Below are 21,630 nucleotides of genomic sequence, written 5' to 3' on the forward strand. Positions count from 1 at the left end.
ATGACGTTGCATCCCGAGATCGCCAAGTTCGTCGCAGGCCTGCCGGCCCACGCCCCGGGCCCGCTCGACCCCGTCGCCATGCGCGCCGGGGACGAGGCACACGTCGCACCCCTCGACGAGCGCCTGCCGCTCCACGCGGTCGAGGACGTCACCGCCCGGACCGCATCGGGCGAGGTACCGGTGCGGATCTACACCCCAGCCGAGGCCGGCAGCCACGGCGTGCTGGTCTACTTCCACGGCGGCGCGTTCTTCCTCGGCAGCCTGGACACGCACGACCACGTCGCACGCTCCGTGGCGAAGGAGACCGGACTCAAGGTCATATCCGTCGGCTACCGCCTGGCGCCCGAGGCCGCCTTCCCGGCCGGTCTCGACGACTGTTACGCGGTCGTGCGCTGGGCTGCCGAGGAGGACGAGAGCCTCGCCCGGGACGGCGCGGTCCTCGCCGTCGCGGGGGACAGCTCCGGCGGCAACTTCGTCGCCGCGGTCGCGGCCAGGGCCCGCGACGACGGCTTCCACCGGATCACCCACCAGATCCTCTACTACCCCTCCCTCGACCTGGACTTCGACGTCGACCGCTACGCCTCGCTGCGCGAGAACGCCGTGGGCTACGGCCTGGAGACGGCCGGGCTGAAGTCCTTCAACGCCTTCTACCTCGACAGCGGCGCCGACCCCGCGGACCCGCTCGTCTCGCCGCTCAGGCGGACCGATCTCACCGGGCTGCCGCCGGCCCTCGTCGTCACCGGGGAACACGACCCGCTGCGCGACGAGGGCGAGCTCTACGGCCGGCGGCTGCGGGAAGCCGGCGTGGACGCGACGGTGAGCCGGTACGAAGGCGCGGGCCACGGGTTCGTCCAGCACTTCTCCTGGATCCCCGAATACCACCGGGTCTTCACCGAGACGCGCGACTTCCTCGACCGGCACTGACCCGGCCGCCCCACGTACGAGTGAGGAAAGAAGACCATGTCGAACACAGTCAACGTCCATCCCCTGTTCTCGCCGTGGGGCCGGTTCGGCCTCTACAGCTTCTTCATCGACGCACCCGAGCCGGCCATCGTCGACACGGGGATCGCCTCCTCGCCCGCCGAGGGGATGGCTCCCGCACTGGAGGCGATCGGCCGGCGCATCGAGGACGTGCGCTGGATCCTGCTGACCCACGGTCACATCGACCACGTCGGTGGGGCACATGCCCTCTGGGAGCTCACCGGGCGGCGCGCACAGGTGGTGATCCACGAGGCCGATGCCCCGATGCTGCGCTCGCGGCGCGCCCACGTGGAGGAGTACCTCGCGGGCCGGGGCGGGTATGTGGGCGACCCCCAGGGCGAGGCGGAGGTCACGGCCGCGACGCAGGCCGTCATCTCCGGCGAGATGGAGCCCTCACTCCTCGTCAACGGCGGCGAGACCCTCTCCCTCGGCGGTGACGTCACCGTCTCGGTGCACGCGATCCCGGGGCACACACCTGGATCGGTCGCATACTCGATCGACGGACAGCGCTCGGTGTTCGTCGGCGACGCGGTGCAGGTCCACGGGGCGGCCAACGGCTTCCCCGGCTACACGGACCCGGCGGCCTACCGCACCGGCCTGGAGTACGTGCGGGACGAGCTCCGTCCGCAGCACCTTTACCTCGGACACCCGTACCGCCGCACCGACGGAACCCCGTACGGCGTCGAACTCGACGCCGCGCAGGCCCAGGAGGCCCTCACCCAGAGCCTCGAAGTCGAGGGCCGTGTCGGCGCGGCCGCCTGCGGCTGCCTCCGGGCCGGTCTGCGGGAGACGGATTCCCCGTACTCCCCGTTCGCCCCGGCCGCCGAGGAGCTCGGCTACACCGGCGACCCCGCGCTCGAACCGTCGCCGTTCTTCACGTCGATGCACGGCTACCGAACGCAGCACCACCAGAACTCGTAGCACAGGAGCACTCATGACCGACTTCCAGACGATTCAGGCGGGCGGGCAGAAGATCGCCGTCCGCAAGGATCTCCGAGTGCCGATGCGCGACGGTGTCGTGCTCGCCGCCGACACCTACAGCGGCGTCGACGACAAGCCCCGGCCGGCGCTCGTGGCGCTCAGCCCGTATGGCAAGGAGCTGCAGGCGCTCGCCCTCACCACCCCGCCGCAGCGGCGCCCGAGCCCCATGTGGGACGGCTGCATCGAGGCCGGTGACATCGCGGGCGTCGTCCAGGAGGACTACGTGCACGTCATCGGCGACCTCCGGGGCTCCGGAGCCTCCGAGGGCGAACACATCGGCAACTACAACGCCGGTGGTGTTTCGCTCGGCCAGGACGCGTACGACTTCATCGAGTGGGTCGCGGCACAGCCGTGGTGCGACGGCAACGTCGGCATGATCGGCATCTCCTACTTCGGCTCGATGCAGGTGCTGGCAGCGGCCGAACGGCCGCCGAGCCTCAAGGCGATCTTCGTCAGCGGCGGTCACTACGACTTCTACGAGACCACCTACCACGGCGGCATCATGTGGTTCATGCCGCGCGCCGCCCGCGAGGGCCGTGGCGGCGACTCCGGCTGGGCCTTCACCGACGGCGTCAAGTCCCGCATGCTGGAGACCTTTTCGCCCGAGGAGATCAAGGAACGCGTCGCCGAGCGCCTCCAGGACCCGGACGTGGCCGCCTGGCCGAACCTCTTCCACGTGCTGAACTACCCGAAGAACCACGAGGCATGGTTCGACATCGTCATGAACGAGGTCGACAGCGAGTGGTACGAGGAGCGCAACCCCATCACGCTCGCGCCCGCCATCGACATCCCGGTCTGGCTCCAGATCGACCAGGGCCGCGGCTGGACGATGGACGGCACCATCGAGACCTACCACGCGCTGAAGGGTCCGAAGAAGCTCGACATCGGCCCCTACCCGCCGATGCAGTCGCGCCCCTTCATCGAGGAGCACGACAAGATGTTCCGCTGGTACGAGTACTGGCTCAAGGGCATCGACAACGGGATCATGGACGAGCCGCCCGTCACCGTCCACGTCGAGGGCTCGCGCGAGACCGTCACCGGAGCGCAGTGGCCGCCGAAGGACGTGGCGTACAAGTCGCTCTACCTGCGGCCGCGCCGCAAGCTCTCCTTCGAGCCGGAACTCATGGGCGCCGAGCACGCCGCGCCCGACGGCTTCTACCAGGCGCCGCTGACGGTGACCGACAAGGTGGAGATCCTCAACTGGAGCACCGAGCCGTTCACCGTGCCCACCGAGATGATCGGCCAGGGCGCGGCGCACATCTTCGCGGAGATCGACCAGCCGGACACCAACTTCATCCTGCGCATGTGGGACGAGGCCCCCACCGGCAAGCGTCAGCTCATCACGACCGCCTACCTCAAGGCGTCGCACCGCGAGCTCGACGAGGCACGCACCAAGGAGGGCGACCCCTACCACCCGCACACCCGCGCGGTGCCGGTCGAGCCGGGGAGGATCGAGGAGTACGTGCTGCGCGTCTACCCGTTCGCGGCGACGTTCCTGCCCGGGCACAAGCTGGTCGTGGAACTGTCCAACGACGAGCCGCTGGCCGACGAGCACAACGCCCTGCTGCCGCCGGACGCCTTCCATCTGCCGGTGGGCCGGCCCGTCACCCACAAGATCTACCGCGATGCCGCGCACCCCTCCCGGCTCGTGCTGCCGTTCACGACGGCCACGGCGGCGGACACGACGCGGTAGGGCGCGGCGCGTCACCGTCGAAGGCCGGCCCCCGGCCGGCACGTGCCCCACCCTCCGGTGGGGGCACTGTCGTCGTCGCCGGAACCCCGGCCGCTCAGCCGGTGCCGGAGGCGGCCGGCGCAAGTTCGGTGGTGAGCGCCTTGACCCGGCGGAGGGTGAGTACCGTCTCCGCGGTGTGTACGTCGCCCAGGGAACCGATCTTCTCGGTCAGGAAGCCGTAGAGGTCGTCGGTGGTGCGGCAGAGCGCGGAGACGACGAGGTTGGTCCGGCCCGTCACGGCCGCGGCGAAACGTACTTCGGGGTGGCGCGCGACCTCCTGGCCGGCCCGGGCCAGCGCGTGGGGAGCGACGGTCAGCCAGCACAGGGCCTCGACCCCCTGGCCGAGCGGTTCGTGGTCGTACTCGACGGCGAGATACAGCACGCCGGTGGCGCGCAGCCGTTCCAGGCGCCGTTTGACCACGGTCTCGGACAGGCCGGTGGCGGCCTGCAGTTCGGTGAGCGGGGCTCGGCCGTCCCGCCGCAGCACCTGGAGCATGGTCTGCTCGGCGGCGTCCAGCACGACCGGCGCCGCAGAGGGCACGGAGGCGGGAGCGCGGAGCGCGCTCTCCTCCTCCGGGTCGAGCGCGCTGATCTTGCGCAGCCACCTGAGGGAGTTGCCGTAGTAGGCACGCAGGATGCAGTGGGCGCTGACCGAGGTGACGTGAGGAGTGCGCTGGAGGCGCTCCAGAAGCAGTTCGTCACGGTCCTGCCTGCTGTGCGGCTTGATCGCGCACACGACCTCGGTACCGCCGGCGGCCAGGTCGACGTAGTGGGTGTCCGGCCGGCCGGCGAGCACGGCGGCCAGCTGCGCCGCGGTGTCGTGGGCACAGCCGAGCCTGACGATCCAGCTGGTCCGGCCGAGCCGGCTGTCGTCGATCATGCCGGTCACACGCAGACGTGCGGTGCCGCGCAGCCGACGGAACCGGCGCGCGACGGTCTGGTCGGAGACGCCCAGCACGTGCGCGATGTGACTGAACGGCGCCCGCCCGTCGAGTTCCAGCGCCTGAAGCAGCTTCAGGTCGAGTATGTCGAGGGTCTGGTGCGCCACAAGGTTCTCCCGCGTGAGCTGAAGGGGCGGCGCCATCCCGTGACGCGGCTGGGCGATGACATCGTACGGGGCCGCGTCCCATTCCATCCTCAAGGATTCAGGGAAATTTATCGGCGGCCCGGTGATTGACTCTCTTCGCCCCGCCATGGGTCATGTCCCCTTCCGTCGGCCAGTCAGAATGTGCCGAACAGGGAAATCCGACATCAACGTCGGAGGAATGAGGGATTCCCGTCACGCGATCGACCCCGGCAGGGTCTCGATACGGTGAACTGCCAGCTCATGACCACTTTGAGGAGTGAGGGAATCCGGCGTCCGGGATCCTTCCCCTCTCGATTCCCCTTCCCTGTATCCGTCGATCCCAGACGAAAGGGTCGTCGGGAATCGGTGTTCTCCGAGAGAGTATTTTCCGTGATGACGCAAGCACCTGGGGGCGCAAGCAATAGGTGCGTTCCTGCCTGGTTCCCGCTTTGTGAAAAGGCCGTTACGTTCACCTCGAATCCGGCCCCCGTGCGTTCCCGCACCGGGGCCAAGGTGACGAACCCGGGTGGTTGCAATGAACGGAAGCACTGTTCTGATCGTCGGCGGCGGGATCGGTGGGCTGTCCGCCTCCATCGCGCTGAGTGACGCCGGCTACGACGTCAATGTCGTGGAGATCCAGGAGGACCTCCACTCGTCGGTCTACGGCGTGGGAATCATCCAGCCGGTGAACGCGCTGCGAGCGCTGGACGCGATCGGCTGCGCCGAGGCATGCATGGCCGTCGGGTACGCGACCACGGCCTGGGGACAGATGCTCGACGTGGACGGCAACCTCATCCGTGAGATGCCGGGAGCCAGGATCTCCGGGTCCGAACTGCCGCCCATGAACGGCCTCACCAGGCCGCAGCTGCACAGGATCCTGACGGACAAGGCCCTCGAATCGGGCGTCACCATTGACTACAGCAAGACGTTCACGACGCTGACCGACGGTCCGGGAGGCGTCGCGGTCACCTACACCGACGGCTCCGCGAACGTCGTGGACTTCGTCGTCGGTGCCGACGGCGTCTACTCCAAGGTCCGGCCCTACGTCCTGGCAGAGGACATGCAGCCGGTCTATCTGGGTCAGTCGGCCTTCCGGCTCAACATCCCCCGGGAGCCGGAGATCGACCGGATCATCCTGCAGCACGGTCCGGAAGGCCTCGCCGGGTTCGTGCCGATCGGTCCCGACCTCGCCTACCTCTTCTACAACACCACGTGGGAAGAGGGCCGCTGGCTGGACCAGGACAAGATGGCGGACGAACTGCGGGAGCGTCTCGCGCCGTTCGGCGGTCTGACCGGGCGGGTCCGTGACAAGTACGTCAACGACTCCTCCCAGATCGTGTTCCGCCCCGAGGAGTGGCTGATCGCACCGGCGCCGTGGCACAACGGCCGCATCGTGCTCATGGGAGACGCGGTGCACGCGGTGACCCCGCACCTCGGACAGGGGGCGGCGCAGGCCATCGAGGACGGTGTCGTTCTCGCCCGGTGCCTGTCGTCCCACAGCAGTCACGAAGAGGCGTTCGCGGCATACACCGAGCGCCGCTACGAGCGCTGCAAGCTCGTCGTGGAGTCGTCGGTGCAGATCGGCGAATACGAGATGGACCCCGCGAGCCACCCGGACTTCGACCACGCCGGACTGACCCAGCGCGTTCTGGAGGCGATGGCCCAGCCGATCTGATCGCGGCCGGCCGGGCTGGTGACCGTCGGCCGGCACGCTCCCCACCGGCACAGGGATTCCGATTCCGCCCCGCGCGAGTTGGCCGGCATTCGCTCACACTCCTGACGGCAGGGCCGTCATCCCACCTGCTCACCCGCAAGCAAAGGCGGTTCACCATGCCCTTCTCAGCCCGTCTCCGCCGGGGCCTCGCCGCGTCGCTGGCCCTCGGCACCTCCGTCGCACTGAGCGGCTGCGGTGCCGGCTCCGGCGGCGGCAGCGACGGCTCCGTCACCCTCGGCTTCGTCAACGGCGACACCAGCGAGTTCGCCACCTGTCTGCAGAAAGCCGTCGAGAAGACGGCGAAAGCGGCAGGCGCCGAGCTCTACCTCGCCAACTCCCGGATGGACCCCGGCAAGGAACTGTCCAACATCGAGGACATGATCTCGCGCGACGTCGACGTGCTGGTCGTGCAGACGGTCAACGTCGATGCGCTCGAAGGCGGCATCGCGAAGGCCGGCTCCGCCGACGTGCCCATCTTCCTGACGTCGGTCGCCACCGACGACGTCTCCGGCATCCTCGGTGCGGCAGTCGTCGACCTCAAGCACCTCGGCGCGCTGGACGCCGGCTGGATCGCGAAGGACGCCGCCGGGAAACAGGTCGAGGTGGGCATCGTGGCGGGGGCACCGGGGGCCGCCTCGGACCTGATGGTCTCCGGCTTCACCGCCGCCCTGCCCGAGAACGCGAAGGTCGTGGCGAACCAGCCCGGGATGTTCAACCCGGTGGAGGCCCAGGACGTCGCGGAGAACATGATCGAGGCCCACCCCGACCTGGACTACGCCTTCGTCGCCAACGAGGAGATGGCCTTCGCCGTCCGCAAGGCGTTCGACGACGCCGGCGCCCGGGACGTCCGGATCGTGACGGAGAACGGTACGGACAAGGGGCTGTCCGCCATCAAGGACGGGCGGTTCTCCGCCACCGTGGCCAACTCACCTCAGGTGATCGGCGAGACGGCGGTGACGAACGCGCTCGCACGCTGGAAGGGCACCGAGCAGGCCGACAAGATCGCCCGGATCCCCCTCGCCCTGATCACGAAGGAGAACCTGGCCGAAGCGCCCCCGTACTGTTCCGCGTAGACCCCGGGAGGTCAGGCACCGTGCTCTCTCAACGAAGCCCGTAGTAGAGCGAGTTGTGCGCGGTGTCCGGCAGATACAGCACGTCGTTCCCGTCCGGGTCCTGCCGCACCGCGAGCCGGTCCGCGCTCACTCCCGGCGCGGCGGACTGCGAGGTCCACGTGCCGCCCGAACCGGTCGCGGCGAAGACGCGGTCGGTGCCGGAACCGGTCACGTAGTACACCCGCCCGGCGTCCGTCGCGTCCCAGGTGATGCCGAGGGCGGCAGTGGTCTGGCCACCGGCGTACACGGTCTGGCGGGCCCAGCTGCCGCCGCCCGGGGACGCGTAGTACACGCGGAAGTCGCCGGCGCTGTCGGCCGAGCGGTAGCGGTAGGCGACCTTCGGCGAGGAGCCGTCGAGGGTGAGTTTGGCGCTCTGTACCGCCGGACCCGTGTAGGCGTTGTCGATGCTCCACTCCTCACCGGCCGTGAGTTCCTGGATCACATCGGACGTGGCCGGTGTCACCGGAGTGGTGACGGCCGCGCCCGTGCTGTCCGCGAAGGCGCCGGTCGACGGGTCGTAGCGCAGGTAGGAGAGCTGGTGCCGGAACGCGGTCGCCGGGGCCTTGGCCCACTCGTACAGGAGGTGCACGCGCCCGGCGGCGTCCACCGTCAGGTCGTCGGGGTACACGGAGCGGTTCAGCGCGCCGGCGAAGGTGGCGACCACACTCCAGTGCGCGGTGGCGTTGTCCCAGCGGTACAGCCGGCCGGGGCGCTGGTCGGCCCCGGCGCCGACGCGGGCGGCCAGGTACAGGTCGCCGTTGGGTGCGGTGGTCACGACCGGGTAGGTGATGGCCTCGCCCTGGTCGGGCAGTTCGGCGGCGTGGTCCGTGACGTCCCCGCCGGGGGCCTCGGTGCGGTAGTAGCGCCAGGGGTTGGCGTGCATGGAGGTGAACACATGCAGGCGGCCGCTGCCGTCGCGCGCGACGGACGGCTGGTTGTGACCGTTGTCGTCGGCGAACTCGGCCTGCTGTCCGCTCGCGGCGAGCAGCGGCAGACGGCTCCACACACCGTCCGGGTCGCGCCGCGCGATGGCCGGGCGGTGCGTGGCGGCCGTCGCGCCGGGCTCGTTGAAGGCGAAGTACGTGTACTGGCCGCGGCCCTTGTAGGTGGCGGCAGGCGTCCACCAGGCGGCCTGGTTCGACGAGTCCATCGCGTACGGGACCTTCTCGATCACCGTCGCCGCGGCCGCTGCCCGGTCCGTGCTGTCGGCCTGGGCGATCGGGCCTGGCGTGAGCAGAGCGGCCAGGGCCGCTGCCGAGGCGGCGTACGCGCGTGCCGTGGGACGTCGCAAGGTGAACTCCTTCGCGGGCGTGATGGTGGGGAACGGATACGCCCCGTGGGCCGGTCCGCTCCTCCGCTGCGTCCCGGAATTTACAACAGTTCCCATATCGTGAATAGGGATTGCACAATGAGGATTCTGCATACGCGTGAGGGAAAGAGTGTGCGGCAGCTGCGGGCATGGCGAAGGGCCCGGTGAAGGCTGCTCCGCCTTCACCGGGCCCTTCGCCACGCGCCGTCTCAGCGCTTGATGAGCGCGGCGACCTCTTCGCCTGCCTTCTTCATCGCGTCCTTCGGCTTCGACTTGCCGACCAGGACGGCCTGGACCTGCTTGGCCACGGCCTCCTCGATCTGCGCGTTCTGGGCGAACTGCCAGAACGGGCTGCCGGTCGCCGTCTTGGTGATCTTCTCGGTCCACTCGGTGGTGAAGGTGTCCTCGGCGACCTTCGGGTCGGCCAGGCCCGCCGTGGTGGACGGCGGCAGGGCCCGCGACGCGAAGTACTCGGTGGTGGTGGCGAGGTCGGAGGTGGTGTGCAGCGCAAACTGCGTGGCAGCTTCCTGCCCCTTGCCGTTGACGATCGCGATCACGCCGCCCCACAGCAGTGCCTGCGGCGTGTCACCGGAGCGCAGTACCGGGCGCTGCATCGGCTGCATCGCGTCGGCCAGCGTCTTGTCCTTGGACTGGGCCGCGGTCACGCCCTTGCCGATGACGGCGTCGTCGTAGAAGGCGGCCTTCCCTTGGCCGAACAGGGCGCGCGCGTCGAAGCGGTCCACGTCGGCGGCGATCAGCTTCGCGTCGTGCAGCTTCTTGTACCAGGTGACCGCGTCCACGGACGCGTCGTCGCCGATGGTGACCTTCTCGCCGTCCATGAGCGTGCAGCCGAAGGTCTGCATCCACGGGAAGATGTCCTTGAGCTGCGCGACCTTGGTGGCCGCCGCGTAGGGCACGACACCGCCGCCGAGCCCCTTCAGCGCCCGCAGCGCGTCCTCGAACTCCTCGACGGTGGTGGGGTGCTTCTCGATGCCGGCCTTCTCCAGGAGCTTGGAGTTGGCGATCACGCCGATCGAGCCGGTGTTCCACGGCAGGCCGTACTGCTTGCCGTCGTACACGCCGCTCTTCAGCGCCACATCGGTGTAGCCGCCCTTCGGGGCCACGGAGCCGAGGTCGGCGAGCTTGCCCATCTGCGCCACCGCGGCGAGCCAGGCGATGTCGAGGTGCACCGCGCCGGTCGTCTCCCCGCCGCCGAGCTTGAGGGTGAGCTGGCTCAGGTACTCGTTGTACGGGTACGAGACCGCGCGGACCTTGGACTTCTGGGCCTTCTCCCACGCGGCGACGATCTTCTCGATCGAGGGTCTGGCGGCCTCCTCGTTGAGCGACCAGGAGGTGAAGTCGAAGTCCTTGGACTTCGTGTCGCCACCGTTGGAGGAGCTGCCGGAGCCTGCCGGGGACGGCGCGCAGGCGCCCAGCGCGCCGACGCCGGCCACACCGAGGGCGCCGATGCCGAACATGCGCAGCGCGCCGCGGCGGCTGATGCCAGAGGTGGTCATGGTGTCTCCATGGGGAGTGTACGGACGGGGAGGTGCGGGGGGAGGGCGCGGGCGGGAACCGCGGACCCGGCTCGGGGCCGGGCCGGAGGGTTCCGCGGTCTCAGCTCTTGACCGAGCCGGCGGTCATGCCGCCGACGAGGTAGCGCTGCAGGAACATGAAGGCGACGACGACCGGGATGGACACCACGAGCGAGGCGGCCATCAGCTCGGGCCAGGCGGCCTGGAACTCGCCGATGTAGGTGGAGACGAGGCCGGGCGGCAGGGTCTGCTTCTCCTTGTCGGCCAGCGTCACCGCGAAGATGAAGTCGTTCCAGCCGCGGACGAAGGCGAACAGTCCGGCGGCGACCATCCCGGGGGCCGCCAGCGGAGCCACGATGGAGTGCAGCGTCCGCCACCGGGACGCGCCGTCGATGGACGCGGCCTCCAGCAGGGCGTCCGGGATGGTGTCGAAGATGCCCTTCAGCATCCAGACGCACAGCGGCATCGTGAACGTGGTGAAGGACAGCACCAGGGCGGTGTACGTGTTCAGCAGGCCGAAGCTGGAGAACACGGCGTACAGCGTCACCAGCAGGAGCGCCTGGGGGAACATCTGGGAGGCCAGCACCATGTGCATCAGCGAGCGCCGGCCGCGGTAGCGGAACTTGGAGAACGAGTACCCCATGTACGTGGCGACGACCACGCTCAGGACCGCGGTGATCGAGGCCACGATGAGCGAGTTGAGCAGGTACTTGATGAGCTGGTCGTTCTCGGCGAGCGCCGTGAAGTTGCTGAAGGTGATCTCGGTGGGGATCAGTTTCGGCGGGAACTGGAAGGCCTGCTCGGGGCTGCTCAGGGCGGTGGCCAGCAGCCAGTAGACCGGCAGGAGTCCGAAGGCGCCGATCAGGAGGACGGCGGTCCAGGCGACGATCCGCGAGCGCAGCAGATCCTTGCGCATCCGGGGCCGCGAGGTCCGTCCGGCGGACGTGACGGACGTCTTCAGGCTGTCGGTGCCGGGCAACGGGGTGGAGGTCGTGGACGTCATCAGGCGTCGCCCTTCCGCTCGGTGATCCTGAGGTAGACGGCGACCAGGATGAGCAGGAGCAGCATCCACAGGCCGCCCAGCGCGGTCGCCCGGCCGATGTCGAAGCCCTTGAAGGCGGTCTGGTACACGGCGGTCGCGAAGGTCTCGGTGGCGCCGGCCGGGCCGCCGCCGGTGAGCACGTAGATGGTGTCGAAGTGCTGGAAGTTCCAGATGAACTCCAGCAGCAGCACGATCGAGGCGACCCCGCGCACCTGGGGCCAGGTGACGGCGAAGAAGCGCCGGACCGAGCCCGCCCCGTCGATCGAGGCCGCCTCGTGCAGCTCCTTGGGCACGGTCTGCAGACCGGCCAGGAGCATCACCATCATCCAGGGGAAGCTCGCCCAGGTCTTGGTCACGATGACGGCGAGCATGGCGGTGCCCGGCCGGCCGAGCCAGGACACGGACTCCTCGATGATCCCGGCCTTCATGAGCGCGCCGTTCAGCACGCCGTAGTTCGCGTTGAAGATCCACATCCAGAGGAAGGAGACCACCACGCCCGGGATCACCCAGGGGAACAGGAACAGGCCGCGCAGGAAGCCGCTGCCCTTGAGTCCGGAGTTCAGTGCGAGTGCGAGCGCGAATCCGAGCACGAAGGGGACGAGCGTCGCGCCGACGGTGAAGACCATCGTCTGCTTGAAGATCGTGAGGAAGTCGCCGTCCAGCCAGTAGGCGAAGTTCTCCAGGCCGACGAACTCACGGCCCGGCAGCCGCAGATCCTGCTTGAAGAAGCCGGTGAACAGGGCCGACAGCAGCGGATAGAAGATGATCGCGGCGAACAGGGCGAGCCCCGGTGCGGTCAGCAGCAGTGCGAACGCGCCGTTGGAGAGTCGTCCACCGGTCCGCTCGCGTCGTGGAGCGGCCTTCCGTGGAGGTGCGGCCGTACTCATGGATCAGTCCTCTCGAACGGGGCGGGAGCGGTGGTGCAGGGCGTGCCGCGGCGGCCGCGCTCCGACGGGCGGAGGTGATGCGGCCGGACGGGCGGAGGTGATGCGGCCGGACGTGAGCCGTGAGCCGCGCTGTCCCGTGCGTCGGCCGAGGCCCTGTGTGAAGGTCGTGGCTGCTGCGTTGAATGCAAGTTGCAGCATGCGGGATCGTTCTCCATATGGTGCGAAGACGTCAACCCTTTTGGTCGGTGAATCGTCGGTTCTGTGTGGAACCGGCGAGGTGGTTGACCTGCTGTGAGCTCGAACGGTGACCCGTCGCCGACGGCATCGTTGACTGCGCCGGAAACTTACAACACATCCCACTGGCTGAACAGTAGTTGCACAATATGGATGTGATGTACGTTCATGGTCGCTCCGCTGTGGCGGAGGAATCCGTGCTTCACACCGAGGAGGCCGCCCCGTGCGGGAAGAAGAGGTCCATTACGACATCGCCGTCATCGGCGGTGGCCTGGCGGGGACCTGCGCGGCCATCGCCGCGGCCCGGCTCGGCCGGCGCGTCGCCCTGGTCAACAACCGGCCGGTGCTGGGCGGCAACGCCAGCAGCGAGGTCCGCGTCTGGGTCTGCGGAGCCACCGCACACGGCGTGCACCGCTGGGCCCGGGAGACCGGCATCATGGGCGAGCTGTACACCGAGAACCAGTACCGCAACCCCGAGGGGAACCCGTACTACTGGGACCAGGTCGTCCTCGACGCGGTCCGGGCGGAACCGGGCATCGACCTGTACCTCAACACCGACGTACGGGAGGTCGACGCGAGCGGCCCGGACGACGCGCGCGAGGTGCACTCCTGCACCGGCTGGATGATGGGCTCCGAGCGGCGCATCACCTTCCACGCCCGTCAGTTCCTCGACTGCACCGGGGACGGCCTGCTCGGCCACCTCGCGGGCGCCCACTACCGCATCGGCCGAGAGGCGCGTGCGGAGTTCGGTGAGCCCTGGGCGCCTGAGGAAGAGGACGAGGCGCTGCTCGGGTCGACCATCCTGTTCCACACCAAGGACGCCGGCCGGCCGGTGAAGTTCGTTCCGCCCGCGTACGCCCGCGACCTCACCACCACGCCCATCCTGCGCAACCGTGTGCTGCGCACCGGCGACAACGGCTGCGACTACTGGTGGGTCGAGTGGGGCGGCGAGCACGACACCGTCCACGACAACGAGCGCATCCGTGACGAACTCCAGGCCGTGATCATGGGCATCTGGGACCACATCAAGAACTCCGGCGAGTTCCCCGACGCCGAGAACCTGACGCTGGAGTGGGTCGGCAGCCTCCCGGGCAAGCGCGAGTACCGCCGCTTCCTGGGCGACCACATGCTGAGCCAGCAAGACGTCCTGGAGCAGCGGCAGTTCGACGACCGCGTCGCCTTCGGCGGCTGGTCCGTCGACCTCCACCCCGTACAGGGGATGTACGCCGACGAGCCCGGCGCCCGTCAGCGCTACGCGGACGGCATCTTCCACATCCCGCTGCGCTCCCTGTACTCGGTGAACGTCACGAACCTCCTGTTCGCCGGGCGCAACATATCCGCCACCCACATCGCGTTCGGCGCCACCCGCGTGATGGCCACCTGCGCCACACTCGGCGAGGCCGCGGGCACGGCCGCCGCACTGTGCGTCGCCGAGGGCATCGGCCCGCGCGAGCTCGCCGCCGAGCGCCCCGAGCTGGTGCGCCGCACCCTGCTGCGGCAGGACGCCTCGGTGATCGGCCTGGACGACGACGACCCCGGCAACCTGGCACGCGCGGCCCGGGTGAGCGCCTCCTCGCACCTGAGCCGGCTGGCGGCGGAGCCGACGCCGGACGCGCCCGGTGAGCCGTACCCGCTCACCCGTGACCTCGCGCTGCTGCTGCCGGTCGACCCCGCGCTCGACACGGTCGACCTGCTGGTCCACGGCGCTCCGGGCGGGCCGAGTGAGCTCACCGTCGAGCTGTGGAGCACCGGCCGCCCCGAGAACGCCGTCCCCGTCGATCGTCTGCTCACCACCACGGTGACCGTTCCGGCCGACGGTCCCCACTGGGTCACGGCCCGTCTCGGCCACCGCCCGGACGCCCCGGAGAACGCCGTCCTGATCGTGCGCGCCTGTCCGGACACGGCGCTGGTCCTCGTCCCCGTGCGCACCGACGGTGTTCTCGCGCTGCGCAGCAGGGTCGAGGGTGATGTGGCCGTCGACCACGACATTCCCGAGGAGGACGGCCAGCTGGTCCTGGAGTGGCAGGCCCGCGGCCTGCGCCGGCGGGCCTTCGGCTTCCGTGCCGCCCCGGAGACCGCGGCGTTCCTGCCCGAGCGGGCCGTCGGAGGGTTCCAGCGCCCCTACGGGGGACCGCAGATGTGGTCGTCGGAGCCGTTGGCCGACCCGGACCGTGCGGCGCAGTGGCTGCGCCTCGACTGGGGCGAGGAGCGCCGGCTCACCGAGGCGCGCGTGGTGTTCGACGACGACGTCGACGAGTACCTCAACAACCTGCACCGGCACCGCACCCCCTTCGAGGTCATGCCGGAACTGGTCCGCGACTACCGCGTCCAGAGCCGCGAGCCCGACGGCACCTGGCGCACCCTGGAGACGGTGACGGAAAACCGCCGCCGCCACCGCGTGCACGATCTGCGCGGTCCGGACGGCAGCCCCGTGAGCACCGGCGCCCTGCGTCTCGTGGTGGACGCGACGCACGGGGCGTCGCACGCGCACGTGATCGCGTTCAAGGCGTACGGCGCATAGGAGCGCGGCGGAAAGGGGGTCTGTCACAGGTCGGCCGACCTGTGACAGACCCCCTTTCTCTGCGGCGTGTGACTCAGACGGCGCCCAGCGCCTGGCTGATGGCGTCGGCGGCTTCGATGACCTCACGGGTCAGTGCGAGGCGCTGCCCGTCCGTCTCGGTGTGGCTGCCGAGGAGGGACGTGGGGCCCCACAGGGAGATGGCGGCCACGACGTCCCCCGAGGCGTCGCGGACCGGTGCGGCGAGGGAGGCGCGGCCCAGGGCGCGCTCCTCGGCCTCGACGGCGTAGCCGGTGCGGCGCACGGTGTCGATCTCGGTGTCGAGGAGGTCGTGGCTGGTGGTCGTGTAGTCGGTGTGCGCCGCGAGCGGTTCCGGAAGCAGTGTGCGGCGTTCCTTGGGTGTGAGGCCGGTGAGGAGACACTTGCCGATGCTGGTGGCGTGCAGCGGGGCGGTGTGTCCGGCCTGTGTGTAGGACTTGGGGGCGCGCGTTCCCTCGAAATTGCACAGGAACATCAGCTCGGTCCCGCGGCGGATGGCGACGTTGGCCCCCAGCCCCGTGCGCGTGGCCAGATCCTGGAGGACCATGCGGGCCGCGCGGTGGACGGGGTGGCGATTGGTGGCGGTGGCTGCGAGGGGGAGGATGCCCAGGCTGAGGCGGTAGAGGTTGCTGACGGGGTCACGTTCGACCATGTCGAGGCGTTCGAGGGTGGACAGCAGGCGGGAGGTGGTGGAGGATCCCAGCCCCGTGAGTTCGGCGACGTCGGAGACGCGGAGCTCGGCGCGGCCGGAGTCGAGTGCACGCAGCACCGAGACGGCCCGTTCGACGCTCTGGTTCGTCCCGGCGTCGGTCGCCCGAATGGCCATGACCCTCCTCATTTTGCAAACCGCTTGCACAATCTGCATCAGCATATCGCGTAGGCCGGAGGGGTAGCTGCGAAATCCGGCGGAACGCGCACCGCCCCAGGGCGCGCGTTCCGTCCCCGGTCCCCGCGTCAGGCCGGGCGCAGTCCGAACCAGTCGAAGGCCGCGCTGCCGCGGGTCGCGTACATGCCGATGACCCGGCCGGTGAAGCCTCCCGCGACCTCCGTGCTGAGATAGCGGCCGTCGAGCGCGGCCAGGATCTCGAAGCCGCCGTCGGCGGTCTCGTACCCCAGGTGGAGGGTGTCGGGTCCGCCGACGCGCAGGCCGGGCGGGGCCGTCGCCGCCGGGTCCGTGACGGAGGGGGGCAGGACCACGGTGGTCGTGACGTCGATCCGCAGGGTCAACGGGCCCGGCGGCAGGGCGTGTTCAGCCAGGGTGTGGCACAGCGGACCGATCCTGGCGACAGCGCGGACCATGCCGGAGCCGTCCGTCTCCACCCGGTAGTGGTGCGCCTCGTCGAGTCGTACGGCGAGCCCGCCCAGGCCTCCCGGGGCGATGTCGGCCCGCGTACGGGCGATGCAGTCGGGGTCCTGCTGGCGTCGCCCCACGAAGAGTGCGCCGGGCACGTCGAGGCTGTCCGCGCGGGCGTGCAGCACCAGGTGCCCCGGCCGCTCGTCGAGGCGGACGGCGGCCGGATCGTGCCGCCGCGGCGACACCCAGCACGGCGCGAGCGCGGGGGAGTCGAAGTCGTCCCGCTCCGGCTCGTCGGGCCACGGGTGCGGCGACAGTGCGGGGGCCTCTGCGCGCAGGTCCACCGGCCCCGGCAGCGGCCACTCGTCCTCCCAGCGGACCGGCGCAAGGAACGTCTCCCGGCCCAGGCCGTGGTACTTGGGGGTGTCGCCGCGGGGCCGGGTGCCCAGCAGCACCATCCACCAGGTGTCGTCCTGTGCCTGTACGAGGTCGCCGTGGCCGATGTTCTGCACGGGGTGGCCGGTGCTGCGGTGGGAGAGCACGGGGTTGTCCGGGTGCGGTTCGAACGGCCCCGGCAGGCTGCGGGCCCGGGCCACCGACATCGCGTGGCCGCGTTCGGTGCCGCCCTCCGACAGAAGCAGGTACCACCAGTCGCCGATCCGGTACAGGTGCGGTCCTTCGGGATACTGCAGCCCGCTGCCCGACCACAGTGCCACCGGCTCGCCAAGCGCTTCGCCCGTCTCCGGGTCGATGCGCACCCCGTGGATGCCGTCGTCCGAGTACACGCACCAGCAGGTGCCGTCCTCGTCCCAGGCGAGATCGGGGTCGATGCCGGGTACGCCGACCGGAACGGGGTCCGACCAGGGTCCGGCGGGGTCCTTCGCGGTGACCAGGACGGTGCCGGCGTCGGTGACCACGGTGGTGATCATCCAGAAGCGGCCGTCGTGGTGCCGCAGGGTGGGCGCGTACACACCGCACGAGGCCGGGACCGAATCCGGAAGCTCCAACTGGCCGGGGCGGTCCAGCGCGTGCCCGATCAGCCGCCAGTTCACCAGGTCGCGGCTGTGCCACAGGGGCACCCCGGGCACGTACTCGAAGCTGGACGTCGCCACGTAGTAGTCGTCGCCCACCCGGCAGATGCTCGGGTCCGGACTGAAGCCGGGTATCACGGGGTTGTCGAAGAGCGCCATGTTCGTCCCAGGGTGTGGCCGGGTGGCGGGAACGGCTGCCCGCCGGACCGCCACGATCGTCGAAGCGCTTCGAAAGTCGCACGGGGACGGTGAGCTGTCAACGGTGGAGCGCGCTCCGTTCGGGCCCCCGCCGAGCGAGCGGCGGGGGCCCGAACGCAGGGTCAGCCGGCGGCCGGGCGCAGGCGTACCGGCAGGGTCTGGTGCCCGTTGCTGATCAGGGAGGGCAGCGGCTTCAGTTCGGCTGCGGGAACGGCGAGTTCGGCCTCGGGGAACCGCTCGAAGAGCTGCTGGAGCGCGGTGGCGATCTCCAGGCGGGCGAGCGGGGCGCCGAGGCAGAAGTGCACGCCGTGGCCGAAGGCCAGGTGCTCCTTCGTCGGCCGGGTGACGTCGAAGAGGTCCGCGGATTCACCGTGCACGCCGGGGTGGCGGTTGGCGGCGGCGTAGGAGGCGAGGATCGCCTCGCCCCGGGCGATCTTCTGTCCGTCGGGCAGGGGGATGTCCGCCAGGGCGAAGCGCATGGGGAGGTGTTTGACGGCGGGCTCGTGCCGAAGGGTCTCCTCGACGACGCTGTTCCAGTCGGCGCGGCCGGCCCGCAGATGGGCCAGCTGCGCGGGATCGGCCAGCAGGGCGGTGATCGCCTGGTCGATCACGTTGACCGTGGTGTCGTATCCGGCGGAGACCATCAGCAGCAGCGTGTCGCGCAGTTCGTCGTCGGTGAGGGCGCCGCCGTCCCCCTCGTCGTCGCGGGAAGCGATGAGGAGCGAGGTCATGTCGTCACCGGGCTCCGCGCGCTTGGCCGCGATCAGTCCGTTGAGCGCCTCGTACAGTGCGGCCGTGTTCGCGGTGGCCTCCTCGACGGTGAGGGTGGTGTCGAAGACACCGTCGACCAGGGCGCGGAAGCCGTCGAGCTGATAATCGGGGACACCCATGAGCTGGCCGATCACCGCGATCGGCAGCGGGTAGGCGAGGTCCTGGCGGAGATCGGCCACTTCACCGGCCGGCCGGGAGTCGAGTTCGTCGAGGAGCGTGGCGACCACCTTCTCGACCGATGACCGCAGGTCCTGGATGCGGCGGGCGCTGAACGCCGGGGCCACCATCCGGCGGAGCCGCCGGTGGTCGCCTCCGTAGGCGGTGAACATGTTGCTCACGGCGACCCAGAGGGCGAGGGGCCAGGTGGCGACGGTCTCGGCGAAGGCCGGCCAGTGGGCGCGGGCGTCCTTGGAGACCTCCGGGCTGGTGAGCAGTTCCTTGAGGAGTGCCGGGTCGGTGACCGACCACGCGGTCACCCCGAGGACGTCCACACGGGTGGCCGGACCGCGGTCGCGCAGGGCCTGGTACTCGGCGTGGCGGTCGGAGCCGGTGGGATCGAGAACGAGTACGGGCTGCTCGGGCATGGTGTCTCTCTCTCAGCGGGCGGTGGCGAAGCGGACGGGGAGGGATTCCAGGGCGCGGTGGAAGGGGCCCGGACGCCAGCGCAGTTCAGCGGCGGGGACGGCGAGATCCATCTCCGGCAGGGCGTCGAGCAGATAGGTCACCGCGGTCTCGGCGATGAGATAGGCGTGGGAGCGGGCCGGGCAGGTGTGGGGGCCGATGCTCCAGGCCAGGTGAGCACGGTTGCCCGAGATCCCGGCCGGCCCCTGGGTGAGTTCGGGGTCGTTGTTGCAGGCCGCCATGGATATGACGACGGGCTGGTGGGCCGGGAGCAGGAAGCCGTCGATGTCCGCGGGATAGGGCGGATAGGTGATGCAGTAGTTCGCCATCGGCGGGTCGGTGTACAGGACGGTGTCGAGCGCGTCGCGCACCGTGGACTGGCCCGCGTGCAGTCCGGCGGAGAACTCCTCGTCGGTGAGGATCTTCAGCTGGGTGTTGGCGATGAGGTTGGTCAGGGGCTCGATGCCGGCGCCGTAGAGAGTGACGAGCTGGTGACACATCTCCTCGTCGGTCAGCTCCGCCGAGTGGGCAAGAAGGCGCGAGGTGATGTCGTCGGCGGGATCGCGCCGGCGCAGGGCGACGAGGTCGATGAGGGCCTGGCCGAGGATCTGGTTGCCCTGATGGGCGTCGGTGGTGTTGAAGATGCGCGCCATTCCGTCGGCGATGCGGGCCCCGATCTCGTCGGGGCAGCCCAGCAGAGCATTCAGGATCCGGAAGGCGATCGGCCAGGCGTACTGGGTGAGCAGATCGGCGCTGCCGGTGGTGAGGAAGTCTCCGACGGACTCCGAGGCGATCTTCTCCACCTGGGCGCGCAGGTGGTGCTGGTCGACGGCGTTGATGCCGGCGGTGTTGGCCGCCCGGTAACGGGCGTGTTCCGCACCGCCGTTGCGCAGGGCGTTGGGCCGCCACTCCATCATCGGCAGCACGGGGCACGAGGCCGGCACCTGCTGCTCCCAGATGCGCGGGTCGGGCGGGAAGTACATGGGGTCGTTGAGGATGCGGCGGGCCTGGAGGTAGCCGATCACCAGCGTGGCCGGGATACCGGGGGACAACTCGACGGGCACCAGAGGGCCGTAGGTCTTGCGCATCCGCTCGTAGGCGGCGTGCGGGTCGGCGGCGAAGCCCGGCTCGTACAGCGAGACCCTGCCCGGTGCGACCGTGGGCACGGAGCTGGTGAAGGTCATGACGTGGGCTCCAGGGAGAGGGCTTCGCGGTGCGAGATCAGGTACTCCGCGAGCGTGATCAGTGCATGCAGGGAAGAGGTACGGTCGCGCGCGTCGCATGTGGTCAGCGGCGTGTGAGGGTCCAGGGCGAGGGCCTGGCGCAGTTCGTCGGGGTCGTAGACGGGCGCGCCGGGGAAGGTGTTGATCGCCACCGCGTAGGGGATGCCCTCGCCTTCCAGCAGACTCAGAGCCTCGTGGCTCGCCTCGAGGTCACGGGTGTCGGCCAGGACGAGGCAGCCGAGAGCACCCTGTGCGAGGTCCTCCCACAGAGGCTGGAAGCGGACCTGTCCGGGGAGTCCGAACAGATACAGGGCAAGGGCACCGCCGGCCAGGTGGATACGGCCGAAGTCCATGCCCACGGTCGTCGTGGTCTTCTGCGGCGTGCCGCGCAGATCGTCGATCCCGACGCTGTCCTCGGTGATCGGCTCTTCCATGCGCAGCGGCCGCACCTCGGACACGCTGCCGATGAAAGTCGTCTTGCCGACGCCGAATCCGCCGGCGATCACGATCTTGGCGGACCGGGTCACCGTGACCGGCACGTACGAGACGGGGTTCGGCGTGTCAGACCAGTTCTCGCAGTCCATCAAGCACCTTCTGCAGGAGGTCGTTTTCGGGCTGATCGTTCTCGGCGGCCGCCGGGCTGGCCAGATGACCGCTGTCCATGAGGGAGGAGACGAGGATCCGGATGGTGGAGGGCGGCAGCTGCAGCGCGGCGGCGATGTCCGCAACGGCCAGCCCTCCGTGGCCCACGGAGAACAGGCTCATCACCCGCCGGGCATCGGGCCCCAGCTCGCCGGTGGGGCTGGTCGCGGCGATGACCACGCTCTCCAGAAGTACGTTTTGGCGCGGGCGGACCCGTCCGCCCGTGCGGACATAGGGCCTCACCATGTCCGGGTCATGCCGCGGACCGGTCATACCGCGGTGCCTCCGTCCGGCTGGAGGACGGGCCTGCGTTCGGTGGTGCCGAGCTGCTCGCCCAGGCGCACCACGAGCAGGGCCATGTGGTGGCTGATCAGGCCGACGTCGGCGTGGGGTCCCGTCGTGACGACCGAGAGCATCGTGTTCTGACCGGCCGCCGTTGTCAGGCCGATCCGCTCGACGCTCTCGATCAGCTGCTGGCGCACACCGCGCCCCCCGGTGAAGTCGTCCCACGCCCGGCCCGAGGCCCGCAGTGAGGCGGTCAGAGCGGCCAGCTTCTCGCCGTCCTCCTGGCCGATGGTCTCCGTCCGGGCCTTGAGCAGGCCGTCTCCGCTCATCAGTACGGCGTACCGGACGCCCTCCACTGATCCCAGCTGCTCGTCCAGCAGCCAGCCCAGGGCGTTCGAGTGGGTGTCCGACATGA

The 21,630-nt window shown here is 69.9% G+C and carries 18 protein-coding genes; 6 read left to right on the plus strand and 12 right to left on the minus strand.

The features are described 5' to 3' along the window. The 3 genes from ACIOEW_RS29740 to ACIOEW_RS29750 are packed head-to-tail and all read left to right on the plus strand — an operon-like array spanning position 1 to position 3,655. Positions 1-924, plus strand: a complete 924-nt coding sequence (locus tag ACIOEW_RS29740; protein WP_401967396.1) for an alpha/beta hydrolase — start codon at positions 1-3, stop codon at positions 922-924. Positions 925-960: 36 nt separating this feature from the next. After that, positions 961-1,902 carry an MBL fold metallo-hydrolase gene (locus ACIOEW_RS29745; RefSeq protein WP_401967398.1) on the plus strand — a complete coding sequence of 314 codons (942 nt, stop codon included), beginning with the start codon at positions 961-963 and terminating at the stop codon, positions 1,900-1,902. A 13-nt stretch (positions 1,903-1,915) separates the two neighbouring features. Next, positions 1,916-3,655, plus strand: coding sequence for a CocE/NonD family hydrolase (locus ACIOEW_RS29750; RefSeq protein WP_401967400.1), 1,740 nt, complete (start codon positions 1,916-1,918; stop codon positions 3,653-3,655). Between the two features lie 94 nt (positions 3,656-3,749). Here ACIOEW_RS29750 and ACIOEW_RS29755 read toward each other — a convergent pair whose 3' ends face one another. Next, entirely contained in the window at positions 3,750-4,829 is a 1,080-nt protein-coding gene (locus ACIOEW_RS29755; RefSeq protein ID WP_401967437.1) for an Lrp/AsnC family transcriptional regulator, read from the minus strand. A 466-nt stretch (positions 4,830-5,295) separates the two neighbouring features. On the opposite strand from ACIOEW_RS29755, the gene ACIOEW_RS29760 reads away from it, so the two are divergent. Then, a complete protein-coding gene (locus ACIOEW_RS29760) occupies positions 5,296-6,435 on the plus strand; it encodes an FAD-dependent monooxygenase (RefSeq protein ID WP_362554328.1) in 1,140 nt (379 codons plus the stop codon). A 155-nt stretch (positions 6,436-6,590) separates the two neighbouring features. Continuing rightward, positions 6,591-7,547 carry a sugar ABC transporter substrate-binding protein gene (locus ACIOEW_RS29765; RefSeq protein WP_362554325.1) on the plus strand — a complete coding sequence of 319 codons (957 nt, stop codon included), beginning with the start codon at positions 6,591-6,593 and terminating at the stop codon, positions 7,545-7,547. 28 nt (positions 7,548-7,575) lie between these two features. Here ACIOEW_RS29765 and ACIOEW_RS29770 read toward each other — a convergent pair whose 3' ends face one another. The 4 genes from ACIOEW_RS29770 to ACIOEW_RS29785 form a co-directional block, all read right to left on the minus strand. Then, positions 7,576-8,877, minus strand: coding sequence for a BNR-4 repeat-containing protein (locus tag ACIOEW_RS29770; RefSeq protein WP_401967403.1), 1,302 nt, complete (start codon positions 8,875-8,877; stop codon positions 7,576-7,578). Between the two features lie 227 nt (positions 8,878-9,104). Then, entirely contained in the window at positions 9,105-10,412 is a 1,308-nt protein-coding gene (locus ACIOEW_RS29775; RefSeq protein WP_362554319.1) for an extracellular solute-binding protein, read from the minus strand. Positions 10,413-10,512: 100 nt separating this feature from the next. After that, positions 10,513-11,433 (minus strand): carbohydrate ABC transporter permease, encoded by a 921-nt coding sequence (locus ACIOEW_RS29780; RefSeq protein ID WP_401967405.1) that lies wholly within the window; start codon positions 11,431-11,433, stop codon positions 10,513-10,515. Then, positions 11,433-12,359: a carbohydrate ABC transporter permease gene (locus ACIOEW_RS29785; protein ID WP_401967406.1), complete on the minus strand. Its 927-nt coding sequence runs from the start codon at positions 12,357-12,359 to the stop codon at positions 11,433-11,435. The genes ACIOEW_RS29780 and ACIOEW_RS29785 overlap by 1 nt, the downstream gene beginning before the upstream one ends. Before the next feature lie 457 nt (positions 12,360-12,816). Between ACIOEW_RS29785 and ACIOEW_RS29790 the strand changes: the two genes are divergently transcribed. Continuing rightward, on the plus strand, positions 12,817-15,114 hold the full coding sequence (locus ACIOEW_RS29790) for an FAD-dependent oxidoreductase (RefSeq protein WP_401967409.1): 2,298 nt from the start codon (positions 12,817-12,819) through the stop codon (positions 15,112-15,114). A gap of 73 nt (positions 15,115-15,187) precedes the next feature. Here ACIOEW_RS29790 and ACIOEW_RS29795 read toward each other — a convergent pair whose 3' ends face one another. The 7 genes from ACIOEW_RS29795 to ACIOEW_RS29825 all read right to left on the minus strand — a co-directional run bounded on the left by ACIOEW_RS29795 (position 15,188) and on the right by ACIOEW_RS29825 (position 21,628). Then, positions 15,188-15,976: an IclR family transcriptional regulator gene (locus ACIOEW_RS29795; protein WP_401967410.1), complete on the minus strand. Its 789-nt coding sequence runs from the start codon at positions 15,974-15,976 to the stop codon at positions 15,188-15,190. Positions 15,977-16,104: 128 nt separating this feature from the next. Next, a complete protein-coding gene (locus ACIOEW_RS29800) occupies positions 16,105-17,634 on the minus strand; it encodes a glycoside hydrolase family 43 protein (protein ID WP_401967412.1) in 1,530 nt (509 codons plus the stop codon). Between the two features lie 161 nt (positions 17,635-17,795). Continuing rightward, positions 17,796-19,028 carry a cytochrome P450 gene (locus ACIOEW_RS29805; RefSeq protein WP_362554301.1) on the minus strand — a complete coding sequence of 411 codons (1,233 nt, stop codon included), beginning with the start codon at positions 19,026-19,028 and terminating at the stop codon, positions 17,796-17,798. A 12-nt stretch (positions 19,029-19,040) separates the two neighbouring features. After that, positions 19,041-20,249, minus strand: a complete 1,209-nt coding sequence (locus ACIOEW_RS29810) for a cytochrome P450 (RefSeq protein ID WP_401967414.1) — start codon at positions 20,247-20,249, stop codon at positions 19,041-19,043. Then, complete coding sequence (locus ACIOEW_RS29815) at positions 20,246-20,872, minus strand: GTP-binding protein (protein WP_401967416.1); 627 nt, start codon at positions 20,870-20,872, stop codon at positions 20,246-20,248. The genes ACIOEW_RS29810 and ACIOEW_RS29815 overlap by 4 nt, the downstream gene beginning before the upstream one ends. Continuing rightward, positions 20,850-21,203, minus strand: coding sequence for a DUF742 domain-containing protein (locus ACIOEW_RS29820; protein WP_362554293.1), 354 nt, complete (start codon positions 21,201-21,203; stop codon positions 20,850-20,852). Before ACIOEW_RS29820 ends, ACIOEW_RS29815 begins: the two co-directional genes overlap by 23 nt. After that, positions 21,200-21,628, minus strand: coding sequence for a roadblock/LC7 domain-containing protein (locus ACIOEW_RS29825; RefSeq protein ID WP_326739377.1), 429 nt, complete (start codon positions 21,626-21,628; stop codon positions 21,200-21,202). Before ACIOEW_RS29825 ends, ACIOEW_RS29820 begins: the two co-directional genes overlap by 4 nt. Positions 21,629-21,630: the final 2 nt, after the last annotated feature.

The sequence above is a fragment of the Streptomyces sp. NPDC087901 genome, from assembly GCF_044742205.1.
Lineage (GTDB): Bacteria > Actinomycetota > Actinomycetes > Streptomycetales > Streptomycetaceae > Streptomyces.